The organism is Actinomadura sp. 9N215, from assembly GCF_044326345.1.
Classification (GTDB): domain Bacteria; phylum Actinomycetota; class Actinomycetes; order Streptosporangiales; family Streptosporangiaceae; genus Spirillospora.
This window is the reverse complement of record NZ_JBIRBA010000017.1, coordinates 65,170-85,801: the sequence shown is the minus strand read 5'-3', so window position 1 is coordinate 85,801 and position 20,632 is coordinate 65,170. Positions and strand designations below refer to the sequence as shown.

16 protein-coding genes are annotated in these 20,632 nt (G+C 68.9%); 13 read left to right on the top strand and 3 right to left on the bottom strand.

Features of this window, described 5'->3' with window-relative positions; translation table 11 throughout:
* The first annotated feature begins 3 nt into the window (after nt 1-3).
* The 7 genes from ACH34T_RS26385 to ACH34T_RS26355 all read left to right on the top strand — a co-directional run bounded on the left by ACH34T_RS26385 (nt 4) and on the right by ACH34T_RS26355 (nt 13,136).
* Complete coding sequence (locus tag ACH34T_RS26385; protein WP_396023602.1) at nt 4-1,260, top strand: MCE family protein; 1,257 nt, start codon at nt 4-6, stop codon at nt 1,258-1,260.
* The gene (locus tag ACH34T_RS26380; protein WP_396023601.1) at nt 1,257-2,561 is read left to right on the top strand and encodes an MCE family protein; all 1,305 of its coding nucleotides are present in this window, start codon (nt 1,257-1,259) and stop codon (nt 2,559-2,561) included. Before ACH34T_RS26385 ends, ACH34T_RS26380 begins: the two co-directional genes overlap by 4 nt.
* On the top strand, nt 2,558-4,027 hold the full coding sequence (locus tag ACH34T_RS26375) for an MCE family protein (protein ID WP_396023600.1): 1,470 nt from the start codon (nt 2,558-2,560) through the stop codon (nt 4,025-4,027). Before ACH34T_RS26380 ends, ACH34T_RS26375 begins: the two co-directional genes overlap by 4 nt.
* Entirely contained in the window at nt 4,024-4,512 is a 489-nt protein-coding gene (locus ACH34T_RS26370; RefSeq protein WP_396023599.1) for a hypothetical protein, read from the top strand. The genes ACH34T_RS26375 and ACH34T_RS26370 overlap by 4 nt, the downstream gene beginning before the upstream one ends.
* Entirely contained in the window at nt 4,509-5,435 is a 927-nt protein-coding gene (locus ACH34T_RS26365) for a hypothetical protein (RefSeq protein WP_396023598.1), read from the top strand. The genes ACH34T_RS26370 and ACH34T_RS26365 overlap by 4 nt, the downstream gene beginning before the upstream one ends.
* Nucleotides 5,436-5,775: 340 nt before the next feature.
* Nucleotides 5,776-9,243: a DNA-directed RNA polymerase subunit beta gene (gene rpoB, locus ACH34T_RS26360; protein ID WP_396023597.1), complete on the top strand. Its 3,468-nt coding sequence runs from the start codon at nt 5,776-5,778 to the stop codon at nt 9,241-9,243.
* Nucleotides 9,244-9,263: 20 nt separating this feature from the next.
* Nucleotides 9,264-13,136, top strand: a complete 3,873-nt coding sequence (locus tag ACH34T_RS26355; RefSeq protein WP_396023596.1) for a DNA-directed RNA polymerase subunit beta' — start codon at nt 9,264-9,266, stop codon at nt 13,134-13,136.
* Between the two features lie 83 nt (nt 13,137-13,219).
* Here ACH34T_RS26355 and ACH34T_RS26350 read toward each other — a convergent pair whose 3' ends face one another.
* Nucleotides 13,220-14,026 (bottom strand): SDR family NAD(P)-dependent oxidoreductase, encoded by an 807-nt coding sequence (locus ACH34T_RS26350; protein WP_396023595.1) that lies wholly within the window; start codon nt 14,024-14,026, stop codon nt 13,220-13,222.
* Between the two features lie 365 nt (nt 14,027-14,391).
* Between ACH34T_RS26350 and ACH34T_RS26345 the strand changes: the two genes are divergently transcribed.
* From ACH34T_RS26345 to ACH34T_RS26320, 6 genes are all read left to right on the top strand, one after another.
* On the top strand, nt 14,392-15,624 hold the full coding sequence (locus tag ACH34T_RS26345) for a DegT/DnrJ/EryC1/StrS family aminotransferase (protein ID WP_396023594.1): 1,233 nt from the start codon (nt 14,392-14,394) through the stop codon (nt 15,622-15,624).
* Between the two features lie 101 nt (nt 15,625-15,725).
* Nucleotides 15,726-16,733: an NAD-dependent epimerase/dehydratase family protein gene (locus ACH34T_RS26340; protein WP_396023593.1), complete on the top strand. Its 1,008-nt coding sequence runs from the start codon at nt 15,726-15,728 to the stop codon at nt 16,731-16,733.
* Nucleotides 16,734-16,815: 82 nt separating this feature from the next.
* Complete coding sequence (locus ACH34T_RS26335) at nt 16,816-18,021, top strand: MFS transporter (RefSeq protein WP_396023592.1); 1,206 nt, start codon at nt 16,816-16,818, stop codon at nt 18,019-18,021.
* 124 nt (nt 18,022-18,145) lie between these two features.
* Complete coding sequence (locus ACH34T_RS26330; protein ID WP_396023591.1) at nt 18,146-18,388, top strand: hypothetical protein; 243 nt, start codon at nt 18,146-18,148, stop codon at nt 18,386-18,388.
* 110 nt (nt 18,389-18,498) lie between these two features.
* Nucleotides 18,499-19,137: a DUF4360 domain-containing protein gene (locus tag ACH34T_RS26325; protein ID WP_396023590.1), complete on the top strand. Its 639-nt coding sequence runs from the start codon at nt 18,499-18,501 to the stop codon at nt 19,135-19,137.
* A gap of 54 nt (nt 19,138-19,191) precedes the next feature.
* The gene (locus ACH34T_RS26320; RefSeq protein ID WP_396023589.1) at nt 19,192-19,755 is read left to right on the top strand and encodes a dihydrofolate reductase family protein; all 564 of its coding nucleotides are present in this window, start codon (nt 19,192-19,194) and stop codon (nt 19,753-19,755) included.
* Here ACH34T_RS26320 and ACH34T_RS26315 read toward each other — a convergent pair.
* Nucleotides 19,734-20,132 carry a hypothetical protein gene (locus tag ACH34T_RS26315; RefSeq protein ID WP_396023588.1) on the bottom strand — a complete coding sequence of 133 codons (399 nt, stop codon included), beginning with the start codon at nt 20,130-20,132 and terminating at the stop codon, nt 19,734-19,736. The two genes, ACH34T_RS26320 and ACH34T_RS26315, sit on opposite strands and share 22 nt — an antisense overlap.
* On the bottom strand, nt 20,117-20,506 hold the full coding sequence (locus ACH34T_RS26310; RefSeq protein WP_396023587.1) for an ATP-binding protein: 390 nt from the start codon (nt 20,504-20,506) through the stop codon (nt 20,117-20,119). Before ACH34T_RS26310 ends, ACH34T_RS26315 begins: the two co-directional genes overlap by 16 nt.
* Nucleotides 20,507-20,632: the final 126 nt, after the last annotated feature.

The following is a 20,632-nucleotide window of genomic DNA, read 5'->3' as shown; positions in this document are numbered from 1 at the left end:
CCAGTGCGCAACTCCGCAACCATCCTTCGCCTCGGCGGCGCGGTCCTCGCCGTCGCGTTGCTGGCGGCCGCGGTCACGCTGCTGTTGCAGGGGCCGGAGCAGCGTCATCTGACGGCGTACTTCACCAAGACCGTCGGGCTGTACAAGGGCGCGGACGTCCGCATCCTCGGCATCCCGGTCGGCGAGGTCACGAGCGTGGAGCCGGTCGGCGACTCGGTGAAGGTCGAGCTGAAGTACGACGCCAAGTACAAGGTGCCCGCGAACGCGCAGGCCGTCATCATCAACCAGACCCTGGTCGCGGACCGCTACATCCAGCTCACGCCCGTCTACAAAGGCGGCGGCGTCCTCGCCGACGGGGCGACGCTGACGACGAGCCGCACCGCCGTCCCGGTCGAGGTGGACGAGGTCGGCGGCAGCCTGAACGACCTGTCCAAGGCCCTGGGCCCGCAGGGCGCGAACGCGCCGGGCCCGGGCGGTCAGGAGGGCTCGCTGTCGCGGCTGCTGCAGGTCGGCGCGGCGAACCTGAACGGGCAGGGCGACGACATCCGGCAGACGATCGCGGACGCGTCCAAGGCGCTCAGCACGCTCAGCACCGACCGCGGCGACGTCGCCGCGACGATCAGGAACCTGCGGATCATCACCGACGCGATGAAGGCGAACGACCAGCAGATCAAGTCGTTCACCGGGCACCTCAACGGCGTGTCCGGGCAGCTCGCGGGGGAGAAGGAGGAGCTCAGCGCGGCCCTCAACACCCTCGCGCCGACGCTGCGGAACGTGCAGCGGTTCGTCAAGGACAACCGGACGGAGCTGGCCGCGAACGTCCGGCAGCTCGCCCAGATCACCGGCGTGCTGGTGAAGGAGAAGGACTCGCTCGCCGAGATCCTCACCGCGGGCCCGCTCGCGATCAACAACCTGGCCCGCGCGTACGACCCGATCAGCGGCACCATCCACACCCGCGACAACTTCCGCCAGTTCCACGACCTCGCCGACTGGCTCTGCTCGCTCGCCTACTCCGTGGGCGCGCCCGCGAAGCAGTGCCTGGACTTCCTCACTCCGATCAACGGCATCGGCAAGGCGCTGACGGGCTTCAGCCTCGACCTGTCCTGGATCACGGCGCTGACCACGCATTACGAGCCCGTCCCGATCCCACCGGACGCCTACGGCCCGCAGGGCCCGCCCAAGTCGAACACCACGAACGGGAACGGCAACGCAGGCAAGCCGAAGGACGTCACCGCGCTTCTGCCCGGAGGTGGCCGATGACCACGACACGGCGGGCCCGGCTGTTCGGCGTCGCGGCGGCCGCGGCGGGCGCGGTGGCCCTGTCGGGCTGCTCGTTCACCGGCGTGGAGTCCCTGCCGCTGCCTGGCGGCCCCGACCTCGGCTCGAACCCGAAGACCGTGAAGATCGAGTTCGCGAACGTGCTGGACCTCGTCCCGCAGTCCGCGGTCAAGGTCAACGACGTCTCGGTCGGCAAGGTCGACAAGATCGAGCTCGCCGGCGGAGGCGGCGGACAAGGCGGGCCTGGCGGGCCGGGTGGACGGCGCGGCTGGCACGCCGTCATCACCGTCAAGATGCGCGGCGACGTCGAGCTGCCCGACAACGCCGTCGCCACGATCGGCCAGACCAGCCTCCTCGGCGAGAAGTTCGTGCAGATCGAGCCGCCGAAGAACGAGACCCCGTCCGGGGAACTGGCGTCCGGCGACCTGATCCCGCTGAACCGCACGACCCAGGGCACCGAGATCGAAGAGGTGCTGTCGGCGATGTCGCTGCTGCTGAACGGCGGCGGCCTTGAGCAGGTCTCCACGATCAGCCACGAGCTCCAGGCCGCGATGCGCGGCCGCGAACCCACGATCAGGTCGGTGCTCCACCAGGTCGACACGTTCGCCGGGACGCTGGACCGCAACCGCGCCGCGATCACCCGCGCGCTGGACAGCATCGACCGGCTGACCGGCAAGCTGTCGGACGAGCGCAAGACGATCCAGGACACCGTCGACAAGACTGGCCCGGCGATCGCCGTCCTCGACCGCAACCGCGCCGACCTGACGAAGATGCTGGTCGCGCTGAACAAGCTCAGCCGCACCACCACCTCCGTGATCGACCAGTCGAAGGCCGACCTGCTCGCGAACCTCCAGAGCCTCGACAAGATCCTGCGGAACCTCAACAAGGCGGGCTCCGACCTGCCGAAGTCGCTGGAGTCGCTGATCACGTTCCCGTTCCCCGCGACGTTCGGGAACACGATCGAGGGCGACTACGGCAACGTCCGGCTGTCCCTTGACCTGGATCTTGAGGCCATCGCCCAGAACCTGCTCGGCGGCACCGACCTGGAGGGCCTGCTCGGCACCGGCCAGGAGATGCGCACCATGCTCCAGGTGCCGAACGTCACGCTGCCCGACACCCCGCTGGGCGTCCTGCCGCCGATGCCGGGCGACACCGGCTCCGGCGGCGGCCTGCCGGGCCTCCCCGGTCTCCCCGGCATGCCGGGGGCTCCGGGGGTTCCGGGGGCGACCACTCCGGCGCCGACGAAGGCACCGTCCGGCACGAAGAAGGGGGGCAACCCGTGATCCTCAAACGCGGCGTCATCCTCCAGCTGATCGCCTTCGCGGTCATCACCGCCGTCGGCGTGACGATCGTGTCGGTGAACTACATCGGCGTCGGCCGCGGCCTGCTCGGCAAGGAGTACACCGCCTACGTCGACCTCACCGACTCCGGTGGCGTGTTCACCAACGCCGAGGTCACCTACCGGGGCGTCCCGGTCGGACGGGTCGGGCCGCTCGAACTCACCGAGGACGGCATCCGCGTCAAGCTCCTCCTCGAACGGGGCAAGCGGATCCCACGCGACGGGACGAAGGCGGTCGTCGCCAACAGATCGGCGGTCGGCGAGCAGTACATCGACCTGGAGCCCACCAAGAAGAGCGGCCCCTACCTGGACGAGGGCGACCCGTACACGATCCCGCGGACCCGCACCACGCTGCCCGTGTCGACCGCCGAGCTGCTCCGCAACGTCGACTCGCTGGTCGGCTCGGTGAACACCAAGGACCTCGGCGTCATCGTGGACGAGCTGGACAAGGCGTTCTCCGGCTCCGCCGAGGACCTCCAGTCGATCCTGGACGACACCGACCGCCTCCTGAAGACCGCCGACGCCGCCTACCCGGACACCAAGCGGCTCTTGGACAACAGCGTGACCGTCCTGGACACCCAGCGCGGCCAGGCCGCGAACATCCAGGGTTTCGCCCGCAACCTGAACGATCTGACCACGTCCTTGCGCAATGACGACCCGGCCCTCCGCAAGACCATTGAAGGCGCACCGGGCACCGTCGACGAAACCCACAAAGCCATCGATCAACTGGCGCCCACACTGCCCGTCTTCTTGGCGAACCTCACCACCACCGGCCAGATCATCTCGTCGCGCAAGGCGGGACTGCGTTCGCTGTTCATCCTGTACCCGGTGACGGTCGCGGGCGCGTCCACCGTCAACCCCGGCGACGGAACCCAGCACCTGGGTCTCGCGCTGAACATCGACGCGCCGCCCGCGTGCACCGAGGGCTACGAGAAGACCAAGCACCGGTGGCCGCAGGACACATCGAAGAAGAAGCCGCGCCTCGACGCTGGCTGCAAGGCCCCGCACGACGCGCCCACGGGCGTGCGCGGCACCCGCAACTTCCCGCGCGACGCCGTCGCCCCGTACCCGCAGGTCCCGCCGGGCGCGACCGCGGGCGCCGGATTCCCCGAAGGCGGCGCCACCGGGAACGACGACGGCAAGTCCGAGGCCAAGGGCTCGGGCAAGAACACCACCGAGAACACCGGCGGCACCAAGACCGCGGCGGCCCCGACCGGCCAGTTGTCCGACGGACGGCTCTACCTGTCGTATCCGGCCGACTCAGTCGAGTTCGCTGGATACGATCCAACGACCGGTGCGGTCTACGGCCCCGACGGCAAGCGATACGTCATGCCCCGCAGCGCCGGTACCCGTCAGTTGGGAGAGGAATCCTCGTGGAAGTGGCTCCTTCTCGGACCGCTGAGCCAATGAGGCGCCGCCAGGCTCTGGCGATCGTCATCGCCCTGAGCGCCGTCGTGATCGCCCTGGCCGTCGCGTCCGGCTGGCTCGGCGTGGTCACCCTCCAGAACCGGGACGAGGCCGACCAGAAGGCCAAGGCGACGCAGTCGGCGAGGCAGATGGGCGTCAACCTGATGTCGCTGAGCGCGACCACCGCCCAGCGCGACCTCGACCGCATCGTGGACGGCACCACCGGTGACCTGAAGAACAAGCTGGCGTCACAGTCGAAGGCCTTCATGGACCAGGTCACCAAGCACAAGGCCACGTCGACGGTCAGCGACGTAGACGCCGCACTGGTCTCCATCGACGACGACTCTGCCGAAGTGATGGTCTCCCTGAACGGCACCGTCACCAACGACAAGGTGAAGAACGGCACGCCCCAGGGCTATCGCTACCAGATGGACCTCACGCGGGTCGACGATCGATGGCTCGTGTCCGGACTGGAGGTTGTCCCGTGACGATGCTCGGCCGGGGCAAGCGCTCCGATTCTGAGAAGAACGCGAATTCCGAGAAGAACGCGAAGGACAAGGCGACCAAGGCGGAGGAGGCCGCCGAGGCCGCCCGTCTCGCCGAGGAGGCCGCGGCCAAGGCCCGCGAGGCCGCACGGCTCGCGCAGCTCGCCGCGGAGGAGGCCGCCGCCGAGGCCGAAGAATCCGACGAGCAGCCCGAAGAGACCGAGAAAGCCGCCAAATCCCTCCAGAAGTCTCAAGACGACCTGAAGGGCTCCGAAGACACGCCCGACGGCGACAACCCGTCAGAAGAAGACTCAGCGCCCCCGGAGGTCGCCTCCGCGACCGCCGACGAAGCCGCGGACGAAGCCACCGACGAGCCGAAGGCCACGAGGACTACGAGGACCACAAAGACCACGAGGTTCGAGCCTCGCGGCAGGTTCCGTTCGGGAAGCCTCACGATGGTCATCGCCGTCCTGGCCGTCCTGGCGATCGCGTTCGGCACCGGCACCACCGTCCTCGCCCTGAAGGTCCGCGAGCAGAACGCGACCGAGACGGCGAGCAAGGAGGCCTCGTTCGCCGCGTCCCGCGCGGCGCAGAAGCTGTCGTCGTACGACTTCCAGACGCTGGACGCCGACCTGAAGTCCGCGTCCGCCACGACGACCGGCAAGCTCCGCACCGACTACGACAAGCTCGCCCAGCAGCTCAGGACGGTAGCCGTCCAGCAGCAGGCCGTCTCGACGACCACCGTCATGAAGGTCGGCGTCGTGGACGCCACGCCCGACAAGGTCGTCGCCCTCGTCTACGCGAACCGCTCGTCCGCCACCAAGGCCGACAAGCAGCAGCGCCTGCCCGAGCCGCTCCGCATCAGGCTGACGATGGTGAAGAAGGACGGCAAGTGGCTGGCCTCCGAACTCACCGTCATCTCATAGCCGCAGGAGGACGGGTCAGACCCGCGTCCAGGGGGGCGTTCCCCCTGGGCTAAACGTGTCTTTCCTCACTGCAGGTCAGAGCCCGAAAAGTCCAAGTCCGCTCTTGACTGAAAGGCGCTGAGGGGCGATGCTCCATGGCAACGTGATGCATACTGCGGCGCTAGAGTTGCGAGCGGTGTGGCATGTCGGCTACACTGCCCCTTTGCGCTGCCCTCTGACTATCCGCGTGTGAGAGAACCCCTGCCCCGGTCCGTATAGGACCTCTCTGTGCAGGTCTCGGACGTGGATCGTCTGGCGTGCGTGTCACCAGTTACGCCGCGAGCCCTCGGAAGGACCACTCTTGGCAGCCTCGCGCAACGCCTCGAATACCGCAACCGGTCCGAACCGCGTCTCCTTCGCGCGCATCAAGGAGCCGCTCGAAGTCCCGGACCTCCTTGCTCTGCAGACCAACTCTTTCGACTGGCTGCTGGGCAACGAGAGGTGGAAGGCCCGGGTCGAGGCGGCCCAGAAGGCCGGAAGTAAGAGCGTCCCGACCCAGTCGGGGCTGGAGGAGATCTTCGAAGAGATCAGCCCGATCGAGGACTTCTCCGGAACCATGTCGCTGTCGTTCCGCGACCACCGGTTCGAGCCGCCCAAGTACTCCGTCGAGGAGTGCAAGGACAAGGACATGACCTACTCCGCCCCGATGTTCGTCACGGCGGAGTTCATCAACAACACCACGGGCGAGATCAAGAGCCAGACGGTGTTCATGGGCGATTTCCCGCTCATGAGCCCGAAGGGCACGTTCATCATCAACGGCACCGAACGCGTCGTCGTCTCCCAGCTCGTCCGGTCGCCGGGCGTGTACTTCGACCGCGCGCTCGACAAGGCCTCCGACAAGGACATCTACGGTTGCCGGGTCATCCCGAGCCGCGGCGCGTGGCTCGAGTTCGAGATCGACAAGCGCGACAACGTCGGCGTGCGCATCGACCGCAAGCGCAAGCAGCCCGTCACGGTGCTGCTCAAGGCGCTCGGCTGGGACGAGGCCCGCATCCGCGAGCGCTTCGGCTCCTACGAGTCGATCAACGTGACCCTGGAGAAGGACCACACCTCAGGCCAGGACGACGCGCTCCTCGACATCTACCGCAAGCTGCGCCCGGGCGAGCCGCCCACGCGCGAGTCGGCGCAGACGCTCCTGGAGAACCTGTACTTCAACCCGAAGCGCTACGACGTCGCCAAGGTCGGCCGCTACAAGATCAACAAGAAGCTGGGCCTCGACCTGGACATGAACCAGGGCACCCTCACCGAGGACGACATCGTCGGGACGATCGAGTACCTCGTCCGGCTGCACGCCGGTGAGGAGGAGGCGACCCTCGGCGCCGTCCCGGTGCCGATCGAGGTCGACGACATCGACCACTTCGGCAACCGGCGGCTGCGCACGGTCGGCGAGCTCATCCAGAACCAGGTCCGGCTCGGCCTGGCCCGGATGGAGCGCGTCGTCCGCGAGCGGATGACCACCCAGGACGTCGAGGCGATCACGCCGCAGACGCTGATCAACATCCGGCCGGTCGTCGCCTCCATCAAGGAGTTCTTCGGCACCAGCCAGCTGTCCCAGTTCATGGACCAGACCAACCCGCTGGCCGGGCTGACGCACAAGCGTCGCCTGAACGCGCTCGGCCCCGGCGGCCTGTCCCGTGAGCGGGCGGGCATGGAGGTCCGCGACGTCCACCCGTCGCACTACGGCCGCATGTGCCCGATCGAGACGCCGGAAGGCCCGAACATCGGCCTGATCGGCTCGCTCGCCGCGTTCGGCCGGGTGAACCCGTTCGGGTTCGTCGAGACCCCGTACCGGCGGGTCACCGAGGGCGTCGTCCAGGAGGACATCGACTACCTCACCGCCGACGAGGAGGACCGTTACGTCATCGCGCAGGCCAACTCCCTGCTCAACGACGACGGCACCTTCGTCGACGACCGCATCCTGGTCCGCCGCAAGGGCGGCGAGGTCGAGCTGGTCCCCGCCCGCGAGGTCCAGTACATGGACGTCTCGGCGCGGCAGATGACCTCGGTCGCCACCGCGATGATCCCGTTCCTGGAGCACGACGACGCGAACCGCGCGCTGATGGGCTCCAACATGCAGCGCCAGTCCGTCCCGCTGCTGCGCAGCGAGGCGCCGCTGGTCGGCACCGGCATGGAGTACCGCGCGGCGACCGACGCCGGCGACGTCATCACGGCCGAGAAGGCCGGCGTCGTCGAGGAGGTCTCCGCCGACTACGTGACCGTCATGAACGACGACGGCACCAGGACGACCTACCGCGTCTCCAAGTTCAAGCGGTCGAACCAGGGCACCTGCTTCAACCAGAAGCCGATCGTGGACGAGGGCGCGCGGGTCGAGCTGGGCCAGGTCATCGCGGACGGCCCCTGCACCGACGACGGCGAGATGGCGCTCGGCAAGAACCTCCTCGTGGCGTTCATGCCGTGGGAGGGCCACAACTACGAGGACGCGATCATCCTCAGCCAGCGCCTGGTGCAGGACGACGTCCTGTCCTCGATCCACATCGAGGAGCACGAGGTCGACGCCCGCGACACCAAGCTCGGCCCCGAGGAGATCACCCGGGACATCCCGAACGTCTCCGAGGAGGTCCTCGCCGACCTCGACGAGCGCGGCATCATCCGCATCGGCGCGGACGTCGTCCCCGGCGACATCCTGGTCGGCAAGGTCACGCCGAAGGGCGAGACGGAGCTGACCCCGGAGGAGCGGCTGCTCCGCGCGATCTTCGGCGAGAAGGCCCGCGAGGTGCGGGACACGTCGCTGAAGGTGCCGCACGGCGAGCAGGGCAAGGTCATCGGCGTCCGGGTGTTCTCCCGCGACGAGGGCGACGAGCTCCCGCCCGGCGTGAACGAGCTGGTCCGGGTGTACGTCGCGCAGAAGCGCAAGATCACCGACGGCGACAAGCTGGCGGGCCGGCACGGCAACAAGGGCGTCATCTCCAAGGTGCTCCCCGTCGAGGACATGCCGTTCCTTGAGGACGGCACCGCGGTCGACATCGTCCTGAACCCGCTCGGCGTCCCCGGGCGCATGAACGTGGGCCAGGTCCTGGAGACCCACCTCGGCTGGGTCGCGTCCCGCGGCTGGAAGGTCGAGGGCGACGATCAGGACTGGAAGAAGGCGCTCAACGCCATCGGCGCGTCCGAGGCGCCGCCGTGGACGAACGCCGCCACGCCGGTGTTCGACGGCGCCCGTGAGGACGACGTCACCGGCCTGCTGGAGAGCACCCTGCCGAACCGCGACGGGAAGCGCATGGTCGGTCCCGGCGGCAAGGCGAAGCTGTTCGACGGCCGCACCGGCGAGCCCTACCGCGACCCGATCTCGGTCGGCTACATCTACATCCTTAAGCTGCTGCACCTGGTCGACGACAAGATCCACGCGCGCTCGACCGGTCCGTACTCCATGATCACCCAGCAGCCGCTCGGCGGTAAGGCGCAGTTCGGCGGCCAGCGTTTCGGTGAGATGGAGGTGTGGGCGCTGGAGGCGTACGGCGCCGCCTACGCCCTGCAGGAGCTTCTGACCATCAAGTCCGACGACGTCCTCGGCCGCGTGAAGGTGTACGAGGCCATCGTCAAGGGCGAGAACATCCCCGAGCCCGGCATTCCCGAGTCCTTCAAGGTGCTCATCAAGGAGATGCAGTCGCTGTGCCTCAACGTCGAGGTGCTCTCCAGCGACGGCATGTCCATCGAGATGCGCGACACCGACGAGGACGTCTTCCGCGCGGCGGAGGAGCTCGGCATCGACCTGTCCCGGCGTGAGCCGAGCAGTGTCGAAGAGGTCTGATCAACTCAAGGGGAAATCTGTTGCTTGACGTCAACTTCTTCGACGAGCTACGCATCGGCCTGGCGACCGCTGACGACATCCGCCAGTGGTCGCATGGCGAGGTCAAGAAGCCGGAGACGATCAACTACCGCACCCTGAAGCCGGAGAAGGACGGGCTCTTCTGCGAGAAGATCTTCGGTCCGACCCGCGACTGGGAGTGCTACTGCGGCAAGTACAAGCGCGTCCGGTTCAAGGGCATCATCTGTGAGCGCTGTGGCGTCGAGGTGACCCGGGCCAAGGTGCGCCGTGAGCGGATGGGCCACATCGAGCTGGCCGCGCCGGTCACGCACATCTGGTACTTCAAGGGCGTCCCGTCCCGGCTCGGCTACCTGCTGGACCTGGCCCCGAAGGATCTCGAAAAGATCATCTACTTCGCGGCCTACATGATCACCAGTGTGGACGCCGAGCGGCGCGACCGCGACCTGCCGACGCTGGAGGCCCACATCTCCGTGGAGCGCCAGCAGATCGAGCAGGCCCGCGACGCGCAGGTCGAGGCGCGCCAGCAGAAGCTGGAGGGCGACCTCGGCGAGCTGGAGGAGGCCGGCGCGAAGGCCGACCAGAAGCGCAAGGTGCGCGACGGCGCCGAGCGGGAGATGAAGCAGCTGCGCGACCGCGCGCAGCGCGAACTCGACCGTCTCGACGAGGTGTGGAGCCGCTTCAAGAACCTCAAGGTCCAGGACCTTGAGGGCGACGAGCTGCTCTACCGCGAGATGCGCGACCGGTTCGGCAAGTACTTCGAGGGCGGCATGGGCGCCGCGGCCATCCAGGCGCGGCTCCAGAACTTCGACCTCGACGCCGAGGCCGAGCGCCTGCGCGACACGATCCGCACCGGCAAGGGCCAGAAGAAGGCCCGCGCGCTGAAGCGGCTGAAGGTCGTCTCGGCGTTCCTCAACACCCGCAACAGCCCGCTCGGCATGGTGCTGGACTGCATCCCGGTCATCCCGCCGGACCTGCGTCCGATGGTGCAGCTGGACGGCGGACGTTTCGCGACGTCCGACCTGAACGACCTGTACCGCCGGGTCATCAACCGGAACAACCGGCTCAAGCGGCTGCTCGACCTCGGCGCGCCCGAGATCATCGTGAACAACGAGAAGCGGATGCTGCAGGAGGCCGTCGACGCGCTGTTCGACAACGGCCGCCGCGGCCGTCCGGTCACCGGGCCCGGCAACCGTCCGCTGAAGTCGCTGTCCGACATGCTGAAGGGCAAGCAGGGCCGGTTCCGGCAGAACCTGCTGGGCAAGCGCGTCGACTACTCGGGCCGTTCGGTCATCGTCGTCGGCCCGCAGCTGAAGCTGCACGAGTGCGGCCTGCCCAAGCAGATGGCGCTGGAGCTGTTCAAGCCGTTCGTGATGAAGCGGCTGGTCGACCTCAACCACGCGCAGAACATCAAGTCCGCGAAGCGCATGGTCGAGCGCGCCCGCCCCGTGGTGTGGGACGTCCTCGAAGAGGTCATCACCGAGCACCCGGTGCTGCTGAACCGGGCGCCGACCCTGCACCGTCTCGGCATCCAGGCGTTCGAGCCGCAGCTGGTCGAGGGCAAGGCCATCCAGATCCACCCGCTCGTCTGCACCGCGTTCAACGCGGACTTCGACGGCGACCAGATGGCCGTGCACCTGCCGCTGTCCGCCGAGGCGCAGGCCGAGGCGCGGATCCTGATGCTGTCGACGAACAACATCCTGAAGCCGTCCGACGGCAAGCCCGTCACCATGCCCACCCAGGACATGGTCATCGGCCTGTACTGGCTGACGACGCAGAAGGACGGCGCGGAGGGCGAGGGCCGCGCGTTCGGCTCGGTCGCCGAGGCGATCATGGCCTACGACCGGAACGAGCTGGACCTCCAGGCCAAGATCCAGATCCGGCTGAAGGACGTCCCGCCGCCGCGCGAGTGGATCGCGCCGGAGGGCTACGACCCCGGCCAGCCGTACCGGCTGGAGACGACGCTCGGCCGCGCCATCTTCAACGAGACGCTGCCGGACGACTTCCCGTTCGTCGACGACGAGATCGGCAAGAAGCAGCTCTCGGCGATCGTCAACGAGCTGGCGGAGACGTACCCGAAGGTCGCCGTCGCCAACGCGCTGGACGCGCTGAAGAGCACCGGGTTCCACTGGGCGACCAGGTCCGGCGTCACGATCGCGATCGACGACGTCATCACGCCGCCGAACAAGCAGGAGATCCTGGGCGGCTACGAGCAGCGCGCCGACAAGGTGCAGCGGGAGTTCAACCGCGGCCTGATCACCGACGACGAGCGCAAGCAGGAGCTCATCGAGATCTGGAACAAGGCCACCGCGGACGTCGCGGTGGACATGGAGAAGGCGTTCCCGAGGGCCAACCCGATCTGGATGATGATCCAGTCGGGCGCCCGCGGCAACCCGCTGCAGCTCCGCCAGATCGCCGGCATGCGCGGGCTGGTCTCCAACCCGAAGGGCGAGACGATCCCGCGTCCGATCAAGTCGTCGTTCCGTGAGGGGCTGTCGGTCGTCGAGTACTTCATCTCGACGCACGGCGCCCGGAAGGGCCTCGCCGACACCGCGCTGCGCACCGCCGACTCGGGTTACCTGACCCGGCGCCTGGTGGACGTCGCACAGGACGTGATCGTCCGCGAGGAGGACTGCGGCACCGACCGCACGATCCCGTTCGAGGTCGCCGAGAAGCTGGCCGACGGCACGCTGGTGAAGCTGGCCACGTCGGAGACCAGCCTGGTGGGCCGCACCATCGCCGAGGACGTCGTCGTCGACGGGACGGTCATCTTCCCGGCCGACACCGACCTGTCCGACGCGGTCGTGTCCCGCCTGGTCGAGGCCGGCGTGGACCGCGTCCGCACCCGCAGCGCCCTGGTCTGCGAGGCCAAGATCGGTGTCTGCGCCGCCTGCTACGGCCGTTCGCTGGCCACCGGCAAGCGGGTGGACGTCGGCGAGGCCGTCGGCATCATCGCCGCGCAGTCCATCGGCGAGCCCGGCACGCAGCTCACCATGCGGACCTTCCACACCGGCGGTGTGGCGGGCGGCGACATCACGCACGGCCTGCCGCGCGTGCAGGAGCTGTTCGAGGCCCGCATCCCGAAGGGTGTGGCGCCGATCAGCGAGGTCGCCGGCCGCGTCAAGATCGACGAGACGGAGAAGGCCCGCAAGGTCGTCATCGTCCCGGACGACGGCTCCGACGAGATCGCCTACCCGATTCCGATGCGGTCCCGCCTCCTGGTCAAGGAGGGCGAGTCCGTGGGCGTCGGCCAGCAGCTCATCGCGGGTGCGATCAACCCGCACGAGGTGCTGCGCATCCTCGGCCCGCGCGCCGTGCAGCTGCACCTCGTCCAGGAGGTGCAGGAGGTGTACCGGTCGCAGGGCGTGTCGATCCACGACAAGCACATCGAGATCATCGTCCGCCAGATGCTGAAGCGGGTGAACATCCTCGAGTCGGGCGACACCTCGCTGCTCCCGGGTGACCTGGTGGAGCGTCCGATCTTCGAGGAGACGAACCGGAACGTCGTCGCCGAGGGCGGGGTCCCCGCCGCCGGCCGTCCGGTCCTGATGGGCATCACCAAGGCCTCGCTCGCGACCGAGTCGTGGCTGTCGGCGGCGTCCTTCCAGGAGACGACCCGGGTGCTCACCGAGGCCGCGATGCACGCCAAGAGCGACCCGCTGCTCGGCCTCAAGGAGAACGTCATCATCGGCAAGCTCATCCCGGCCGGTACCGGCATGCCGCAGTACCGCAACGTCCGGGTCGAGCCGACCGAGGAGGCGAAGGCGGCGGTGTACTCCGTCGGCTCCTACGACGACGGCGCCGAGTACGCCTTCGGGCAGGGCTCCGGCGAGGCCGTCCCGCTGGAGGAGTACGACTTCGGCCAGTACAACCGGTAACGCACGACACGCAGAGGGCCGTCACCCGCATCGCGCGGGCGGCGGCCCTCCGCCGTTTCCGGCCGTCTGCCGTTCTCCGGCCGTCACGTCAGGGTGGCGCCGCCGTTGACGGCGATCTTCTGGCCGGTGATGAAACGGCCCCTGTCCGAGGCGAGGAACGCGACGGCCTCCGCGACGTCGCCGGGGACGCCCATGTGTCCCAGCGGCAGGCGTCCGGCGTACTCGCCCCTGGCCCCGTCGGGTATGTCCGCATGCCGGTCGGTGGGGATCCAGCCGGGGGCGACGAGATTCACGGTGATCCCGTGCGGGCCGAGCTCGCGTGCCCAGGAGCGGGTGAGCCCGAGCTGGGCGGCCTTGGCCGCGACGTAGGCGCTGGACGCGGGCGGCCCCAGCTCCACGACGTCCGATCCGATGTGGATGATGCGGCCGTGTCCGCGCCGCTTCATGCCGGTGATCGCCCGCTGGGTGAGCAGCAGCGGGCTCTTGACGAAGAAGGCGAGCTGGTCGAGGACGTCCTGCCAGGTCAGGTCCTCGATGGGCAGGTCGGGCTGGGGCCCGGTCGCGTTGAGGACGAGGATGTCGATCCCGCCGAAGGCGGCGAGCACCCGGTGGTACAGCTCGTCGGCCTCGTCCTCGTCGGTGACGTCGGCGCGGAAGAGCGCGGCGCGGCCGCCCGCCGCGGCGATCTCGTCCCGCAGGACCTCGGCCGCGGACCGGTCGCGCAGGTAGTTGATCGCCACGGCGGCGCCGTCGCGGGCCAGAGCGGCCGAGATCGCGGCGCCGAGCCCTCTGGACGCACCGGTCACCAAGGCCACTCTCCGCCCGGTCGTGTCGTGCTCCTGGTCATGGTCCTGGTCCTGGTCCTGGTCCTGGTCTTGGTCTTGGTCCATCGGAAACAACTCCGGGAAACTCGCACTTAATCTGCTCGAACATATGGGTATACTCGCGCGCCCGTGACGGTGAGCCACGTCACTTCGGCGGCACGGGGCAGCGGTAAAATCAAGGCAAAACGAGCTGCTGGTCCCGTTTTCCCGCGCCGCGTGTTCAATTGGGGGCTTGCCGTCGAGCAGATGAGGTCGATATCTTCATGACAGAGATCATGACGCATACCCCATGAATCGGTTGTCGAGCGAGTCGCAGGCAAAGGTCGACGCAATTTCACCTCCTATTAACCGACGCGGCCCGATTGTGGCCCTTACCGGCGAGAACAAGGTTTCACCGGAGAATGCCGAGGTCGACTGAGAGGAGCGGGTGCATGACGTACATGGTGCCGTACAGCGGCATCTCCAACCGGCTGGGCGCGGAAGAGATCAAGGCCGTCACCGACGTGCTGTCGCAGGACACCCTGGCGATGGGCCCCGCGGGCGCCGAGTTCGAGCGGCGCTTCGCCGAGCTGCTGGACGCCCGCCACGTGCAGGCGACCAGCTCCTGCACCACCGCCCTGTTCCTGGCCGCGCAGGTGCTCGGGCTGGGTCCGGGCGACGAGGTCATCACGACGCCGCAGACCTTCTGGGTCACCACCTGGCCCTTGCAGGCCCGCGGCTGCGTCATCAAGTTCGCCGACATCGATCCCGACAGCCTCAATCTCGATCCGGCCGCGATCGAGCCTCTCATCACCGAACGGACCAGGTCGATATGGGTCGTCCACTACGGCGGCCAGGCCGTGGACATGGACCCGGTCATGGCCATCGCCCGGCGCCACGGTTTGAGCGTGGTCGAAGACTGCGCCCATGTCGCCGGCGGCACCTACAAAGGCCGGCCGCTGGGCGCCATCGGCGATATCGGATGTTTCAGCTTCCATTCCCTGAAGAACATGACCACCGGCGAGGGCGGAGCATTCGTCACCGGCAACGATCGGTATGCGGAAATGGCCCGCGCGCTGGGGACCATTCACGTGTGGGGCGAGATGAGCGAGCGCGGCGATCCTCGCATCGGCCCGTACCGGCAACCGGCGTATTACCGGGACGCGCACGTCCGCAGGTCCTACACGCACGACTACGTCGACGGGCGTTATCTCGTCGGCAACAACTACCGGATGAGCGAATTGAGCGCGGCGCTCGGCATCGTCCAGCTCGGCAAGCTGGACCGCCTCAACGGACGGCGCCGTGACATCGCGCACCGCCTCGACGCAGGGCTGCGGCGGGTGCCCGGCATCGGCGTCCAGAACGAGAAGCCCTACGCCCGCCACGTCCACCACCTCTACACCCTCTTCTACGATCCCGAGACCGTCGGCGCCCCGAAGGACGAGTTCATCCGGCACCTGCAGGAACGGGAGGGGATCGAGATCGTCATCCGGTACTTCCCCATTCACCTGCTGCCGGAGTTCCGGGCGCTGGGGCACCGCTACGGCGAGTGCCCGGTCGCGGAGAAGACCTACTTCGAGCGTCAGATCCAGTTGCCGATCTATGACCACCTCACCGACGACCAGGTGGAGCACATGATCGGCGCCGTGTCCCGAGGGGTCGCGAGGCTCGCCGCGAACCGGTGACCGACGCGCCCCGCGATCGGGGCGGACGGACCCCCGACCTTTCCCGACTTCCGCACCATCACGTGCTCCCTTTCGCATGCGTGAGAACTGGAGGTTCCCCCATGGCTGGAACGTTGCAGGAATCCACTGGCTCCGAGACCGCAGACGTCGCCGTCACCGGCGGCTCCGGTTTCGTCGGCGGCCACCTCGTCACCGCGCTGAGCGGGGCGGGCAGGAGCGTGACGATCGTCGATCTGGCCGATCCGCCGCCGGAACTGGCCGCCCTTCCCGGCGTCCGGCATGTGCGCGCGGACGTGCGCGACTACGGCGAGACGATCTTGGCGCTGCGCGGCGCCGACACGGTCTTCCATCTGGCGGGAAACGCGAGCGGCTCCCGCTCGGTGGAGTTCCCGAGATTCGATTTCCAGATCAACGGGCTCGGCTCCTGCAATGTGGGAAACGCGTGCGTCGAGCTCGGCGTCCGGCGTCTGGTCTGCCTCTCCTCGGCGATCGTTTACGGCGTCCCGCAGCGATTCCCCATGACCGAGGAGCATCCGACGCGGCCGTTCCTGCCTTACGGCGCGTCCAAGCTGTCGGGCGAGCTCGCGCTGCGAAGCCTGTACGACGCCGTCGGCCTGCCGGTCGTGATCGGCCGCTCCTTCGTGGTCTACGGGCCGGGCGAGGACCCGCGCTCCGCCGGCGGCGAGGTCTCGCAGTTCCTGCGCTGGCAGCTCAACGAGCTGCCGATCCCGCTGGTCGGGGACGTCGACCGCAAGACCCGCGACTTCGTCCACGTCTCCGATGTGTGCCAGGCCCTGATCACTCTCGCGGACGCCGGGGCCCCCGGGGAGGTCTACAACATCGGCAGCGGGCGGGAGGTGTCCATGCGCGACCTCGCCGACGCCGTGGCGAAGGCCACCGGGCGTCCGGCCCGCCTGCGACCGGACGCCTCCAGCCTGGAGGACAGCTTCCGGCTGGTGGCCGACATCTCCAAGCTCCGGTCCTTGGGCTTCCGGCCCGGCGTCACGCTGGAGAGCGGCCTCGCGTCGCTCGCCGACCGGCTCGGCCCCTTCCCCGAGCTTCCGTCGACGACGGCCATCTTCCGTCGCGAGCGCGTCCCGCAGCCCTGAGCGACGGCCCGGCGGCCCGGACGGCCCGGACGGCCCGGACGGCCCGGACGGCCAAGGCAGGAGACCGTCAAGGCAGGAGACCGTGAACGAGATCAAGGGTTTGGCCCGTTCCGTACCCGCGCGCGTATCGGCCCCGGGGCGCGCCGCGTCGCCGGCCGCCCGGAGCCGGGCGGCGCGTGTCGCCGTCCGCGGCGTCTTCTTCGCCAACGGCGCCGCGTTCGCCTCCTGGGCCGCGCGGGTGCCGGCCGTCCGGGACGGCCTGGGCATTTCCACGGGCGGGCTGGCCGTGGCGCTCGCCGGGCTGGCGGCCGGCGCGCTCGCGGGGTTGCCGCTGGCGGGCGTCCTGGTGGCCCGGTGGGGCAGCCGCCGGACGCTGATCGGCGGCGCGGTCCTCTTCTTCGGAACGCTCCCGCTGATCCCGTCGGCGCCGGGTCTCGTGCCGCTGACCGTGGCGGCGGCGATGTTCGCGGCCGGCAACAGCGCCGTCGACGTCGCCATGAACACCCAGGGCGTGCTGGTGGAACGCGCCAGTTCCCGTCCCGTGATGGGCGGCTTCCACGCCATGTTCAGCCTGGGCGGGATCTCGGGTGCGGCGGCCGGCGGCCTGGCGGCCGCCGGGGGCGTGGGAGCCGGAACGCATTTCCTGCTGACCGCGGTCATCCTCCTCGCCGTCTGCGCCGTCGCGACGAGTTTCCTGCTCCCGGACGCGCCGAGCACCGGTGTCGCGGGGCCGACGTTCGCGTTCCCCGCCCGGGGCCTGTGGGCCCCGGCGCTCGTCGCGCTCTCCGCGCTGATGGGCGAGGGCCTGATGAACGACTGGGGTGCCGTCTATCTGCAGGACGTCGCCGGTTCGTCGGCCGGCGCCGCGGCCGCCGGCTTCGCGGTCTTCTCGGCGGGCATGGTCGTCGGCAGGCTGGCCGCCGACCGGATGCGCGCCCGCGCGGGAACGGACCGGTTCGTCCAGGGATGCTCGCTCCTCGCCGGGACCGGCGCCGTACTCGCTCTCGCCGTGCCCGCCCCGGGGACGGGCCTGGCGGCCTACGCCCTGATCGGCCTCGGGCTGGCACCGGTCGTCCCGGTGGCGTTCACCCATGCCGCGTCGCGCGCTCCGCGAGGGCCGGGCCCCTCGATCGCCGCCGTGTCCACGGTCGGCTACGTCGGCTTCCTCGCCGGACCGCCGATCGTCGGCGGCGTCGCGGAGGCGGCCGGGCTGCGCGTCACCATGGCCGTGCTGCTGATCGTGACGGGCGCCCTGGGCGTCCTCGCGCCCCGGCTCGGCCGGGCGTGACGCGGGCCTGACGAGCTTGACCTGCGGGTATTCCGAATTTCTTGACCCTTTGCTGTGTTTTGTGGTGGTGCGGACGGGGAGGTACCTCGTCGTTGACGATGCACGCGACGGGGGAGAGACACAGATGAAGCGGGTCATGACCGGGGCATTGATCGTCGCCGTCCTGGGGATCGGGGGACTCGGCAGCGCCACCGCCGCCTCGTCCTCCGGCGAGCAGACCACGCGCCAGGACTGCCGCACCTACTCCAGTGCCACAGAGTGCGGCGAGCCGCGGCTCAACGAGAAGCAGCGCGCGTGCGTGACCTCGGCGGTCCAGCAGGGCATGACCGAACGCCGCGCCGAGGTGGAGTGCCGCGCCTTCGGCTGACCAGGCGAAGTTAAAAGTCAATAAGGATCGAAAAGGCATCCGTGTTGACGCCTTTCTTGGGCAGATTTACTGTCGCGATTGAATCCACTGCCTGATTTCGGAGACAGGCCATGACGCATGTCTTGCGCAAGGCGATCGCGATATTCGGTGCCGTTGTCGTCCCGTCCGCCATGATGGCTCCCGGCGCGTCGGCCGCCCCTGCGGACCCGCCGCCGCCCGGAGTGACCGTCACCGTGGTGAGCGTCAGCGAGGGCTGCGAGGTCGGGGAGGTGACGGTGCACCCTTCCTCGACCAAGTTCACCGTCCGCTACTGGGGCTTCCACGCCCTGGCGGGACGCGATTCGTACCCTGAAGACAACCAGCAGAAGTGCCAGGTCGTCCTGAGGGTGGCCGCCGGTGTGCCGGGCTTCACCTACGCGATAAGCGGGCTCCACTTCGTCGGATCCGCCGAACTGATGGCCGGAGCGAACGGCGTGCTGAAGTCGCAGCACAACTTCGTGGGCACGCCGCCGTCCCAGACCTGGGTCCATGAGCTCCCCGGGCCCTACGCCGCGCCCTTCGTGTTCGACGACCAGATCCCCGTCGATCAATTGGCCTTCAACCCCTGCGGCGAGGGACGCGACCTCAGCCTCGACTCGGAGTTGAGCGTGTCCGCGGGCACCTCGGACCCGTCCAAGACCAACATCATGGGCCTGGACACTCCCGACGACTACGCCACCTACGACCTCCTCTGGAAGCCCTGCACGTGATGCCGCGCGTCTGAGACACCGATGAGTCCGGCCGACTCGTAGGGTCACAGTCTTATGCGCAGACTCATCGTCCAAGAACTGGTCACCGTCGACGGTTATGTGGCCGGGCCCCAGGGGGAGCTCGATTTCTTCGACTCCGTCTCCGACTACAGCCATGTGGACCGGGACAACCTCCAGATTCTGGAGGACGTAGACACCGTCCTGCTGGGCGCCGACACCTACCGGATGTTCGTGCAGTACTGGCCCACGGCCGACGAGACGGTCGCCGCCATGGTGAACACCATGCCCAAGCTGGTCTTCTCCTCGACGCTGGACGAAGCGCCGTGGGGGACGTGGCGTCCGGCAGAAGTCGTCAAGGGCGATGCGGCGGCCAAGGTCGCCGACCTCAAGCGGCAGCCCGGCAAGGACCTCATGGTCTGGGGCAGCCTCTCGCTGGCCCGCGCGCTGACCAGGGCGGACCTGCTGGACGAGCTTCAACTCCGCGTCGTCCCCGTCGCCATCGGCGACGGCCGGAGACTCTTCCCCGACGACCTCGGCCGCCTGGACCTGGACCTCGTCGAGGCCAAGCCCTACCCGTCGGGGATCATCTCGACGCGCTACCGTCCGAGGCGCGCCTGACGCCGCCCGCGAAAGGCGGCAACGGACACGCGGTGCCTGAGCAGGTCGTCGAGCACCGCGGCCGCCGCCTCGACGTCGCCGCACGGGTGCAGGTAGCCGCGCCGCCCGCGCTGGGCCTCGTGGTACGCCCACATCCCGCCCGGGGTGGCGAGGACGTTCACCACGATCCCGATGTCCTCGCCCCCGCTCGCGTAGACCCAGAGCAGCGGAAGCGGGACGAGGAACTCCTCCGGCCGGTAGTACCTGACGAACCGCCAGCCCTGCGGACGGAGCGCCATCGCGAGCGCGTCCAGATACTCCGTCGCGGTTTCCCGCCCCGTCTGCGTCCGCCACCACAGCAGCAGGCGCTCCGTCCGGGCGCTCAGCACTTCGCCCACGTGGCCTTCCCGTTTTCGAGCAGCGGCCGCGTGCCCCAGTCCGCCGCGAGCAGCGACACCATCAGCAACCCGCGCCCGCTCGTCGTCGCGTGATCCTCCGGCTGGACCTCGGGACGCCCGTCGCCGCCGTCCCACACCTCGATCACGGGCCGCCCGTCCCGCCCGTCCCGCAGCAGCCGGACGACGATCGCCCCGCCCCCGTGCAGCAGCGCGTTCGTGACCAGCTCGGACACGATGACCAGCGCGTCCGCGTCGTCCGCGATCCCCCATCCCCGGAACTGCCCGCCGACGAACCGCCGCGCCAGCCCCGGCGCCCGCTCGGACGGCGGAAGGACGATCGTCGGCACCTCAGGCGCAACAACTGTCGGAGGCATCAGGCACCACCTTTTGACTATGACGAGAATTTCCAGCCACAGTCAGCCACAATGGAAGTACTCTGCGTTACAAATCGCAGACCATGGGTGGCAAGTCAGGTGCGTTGCGTCCGCCTCACTTGGGTG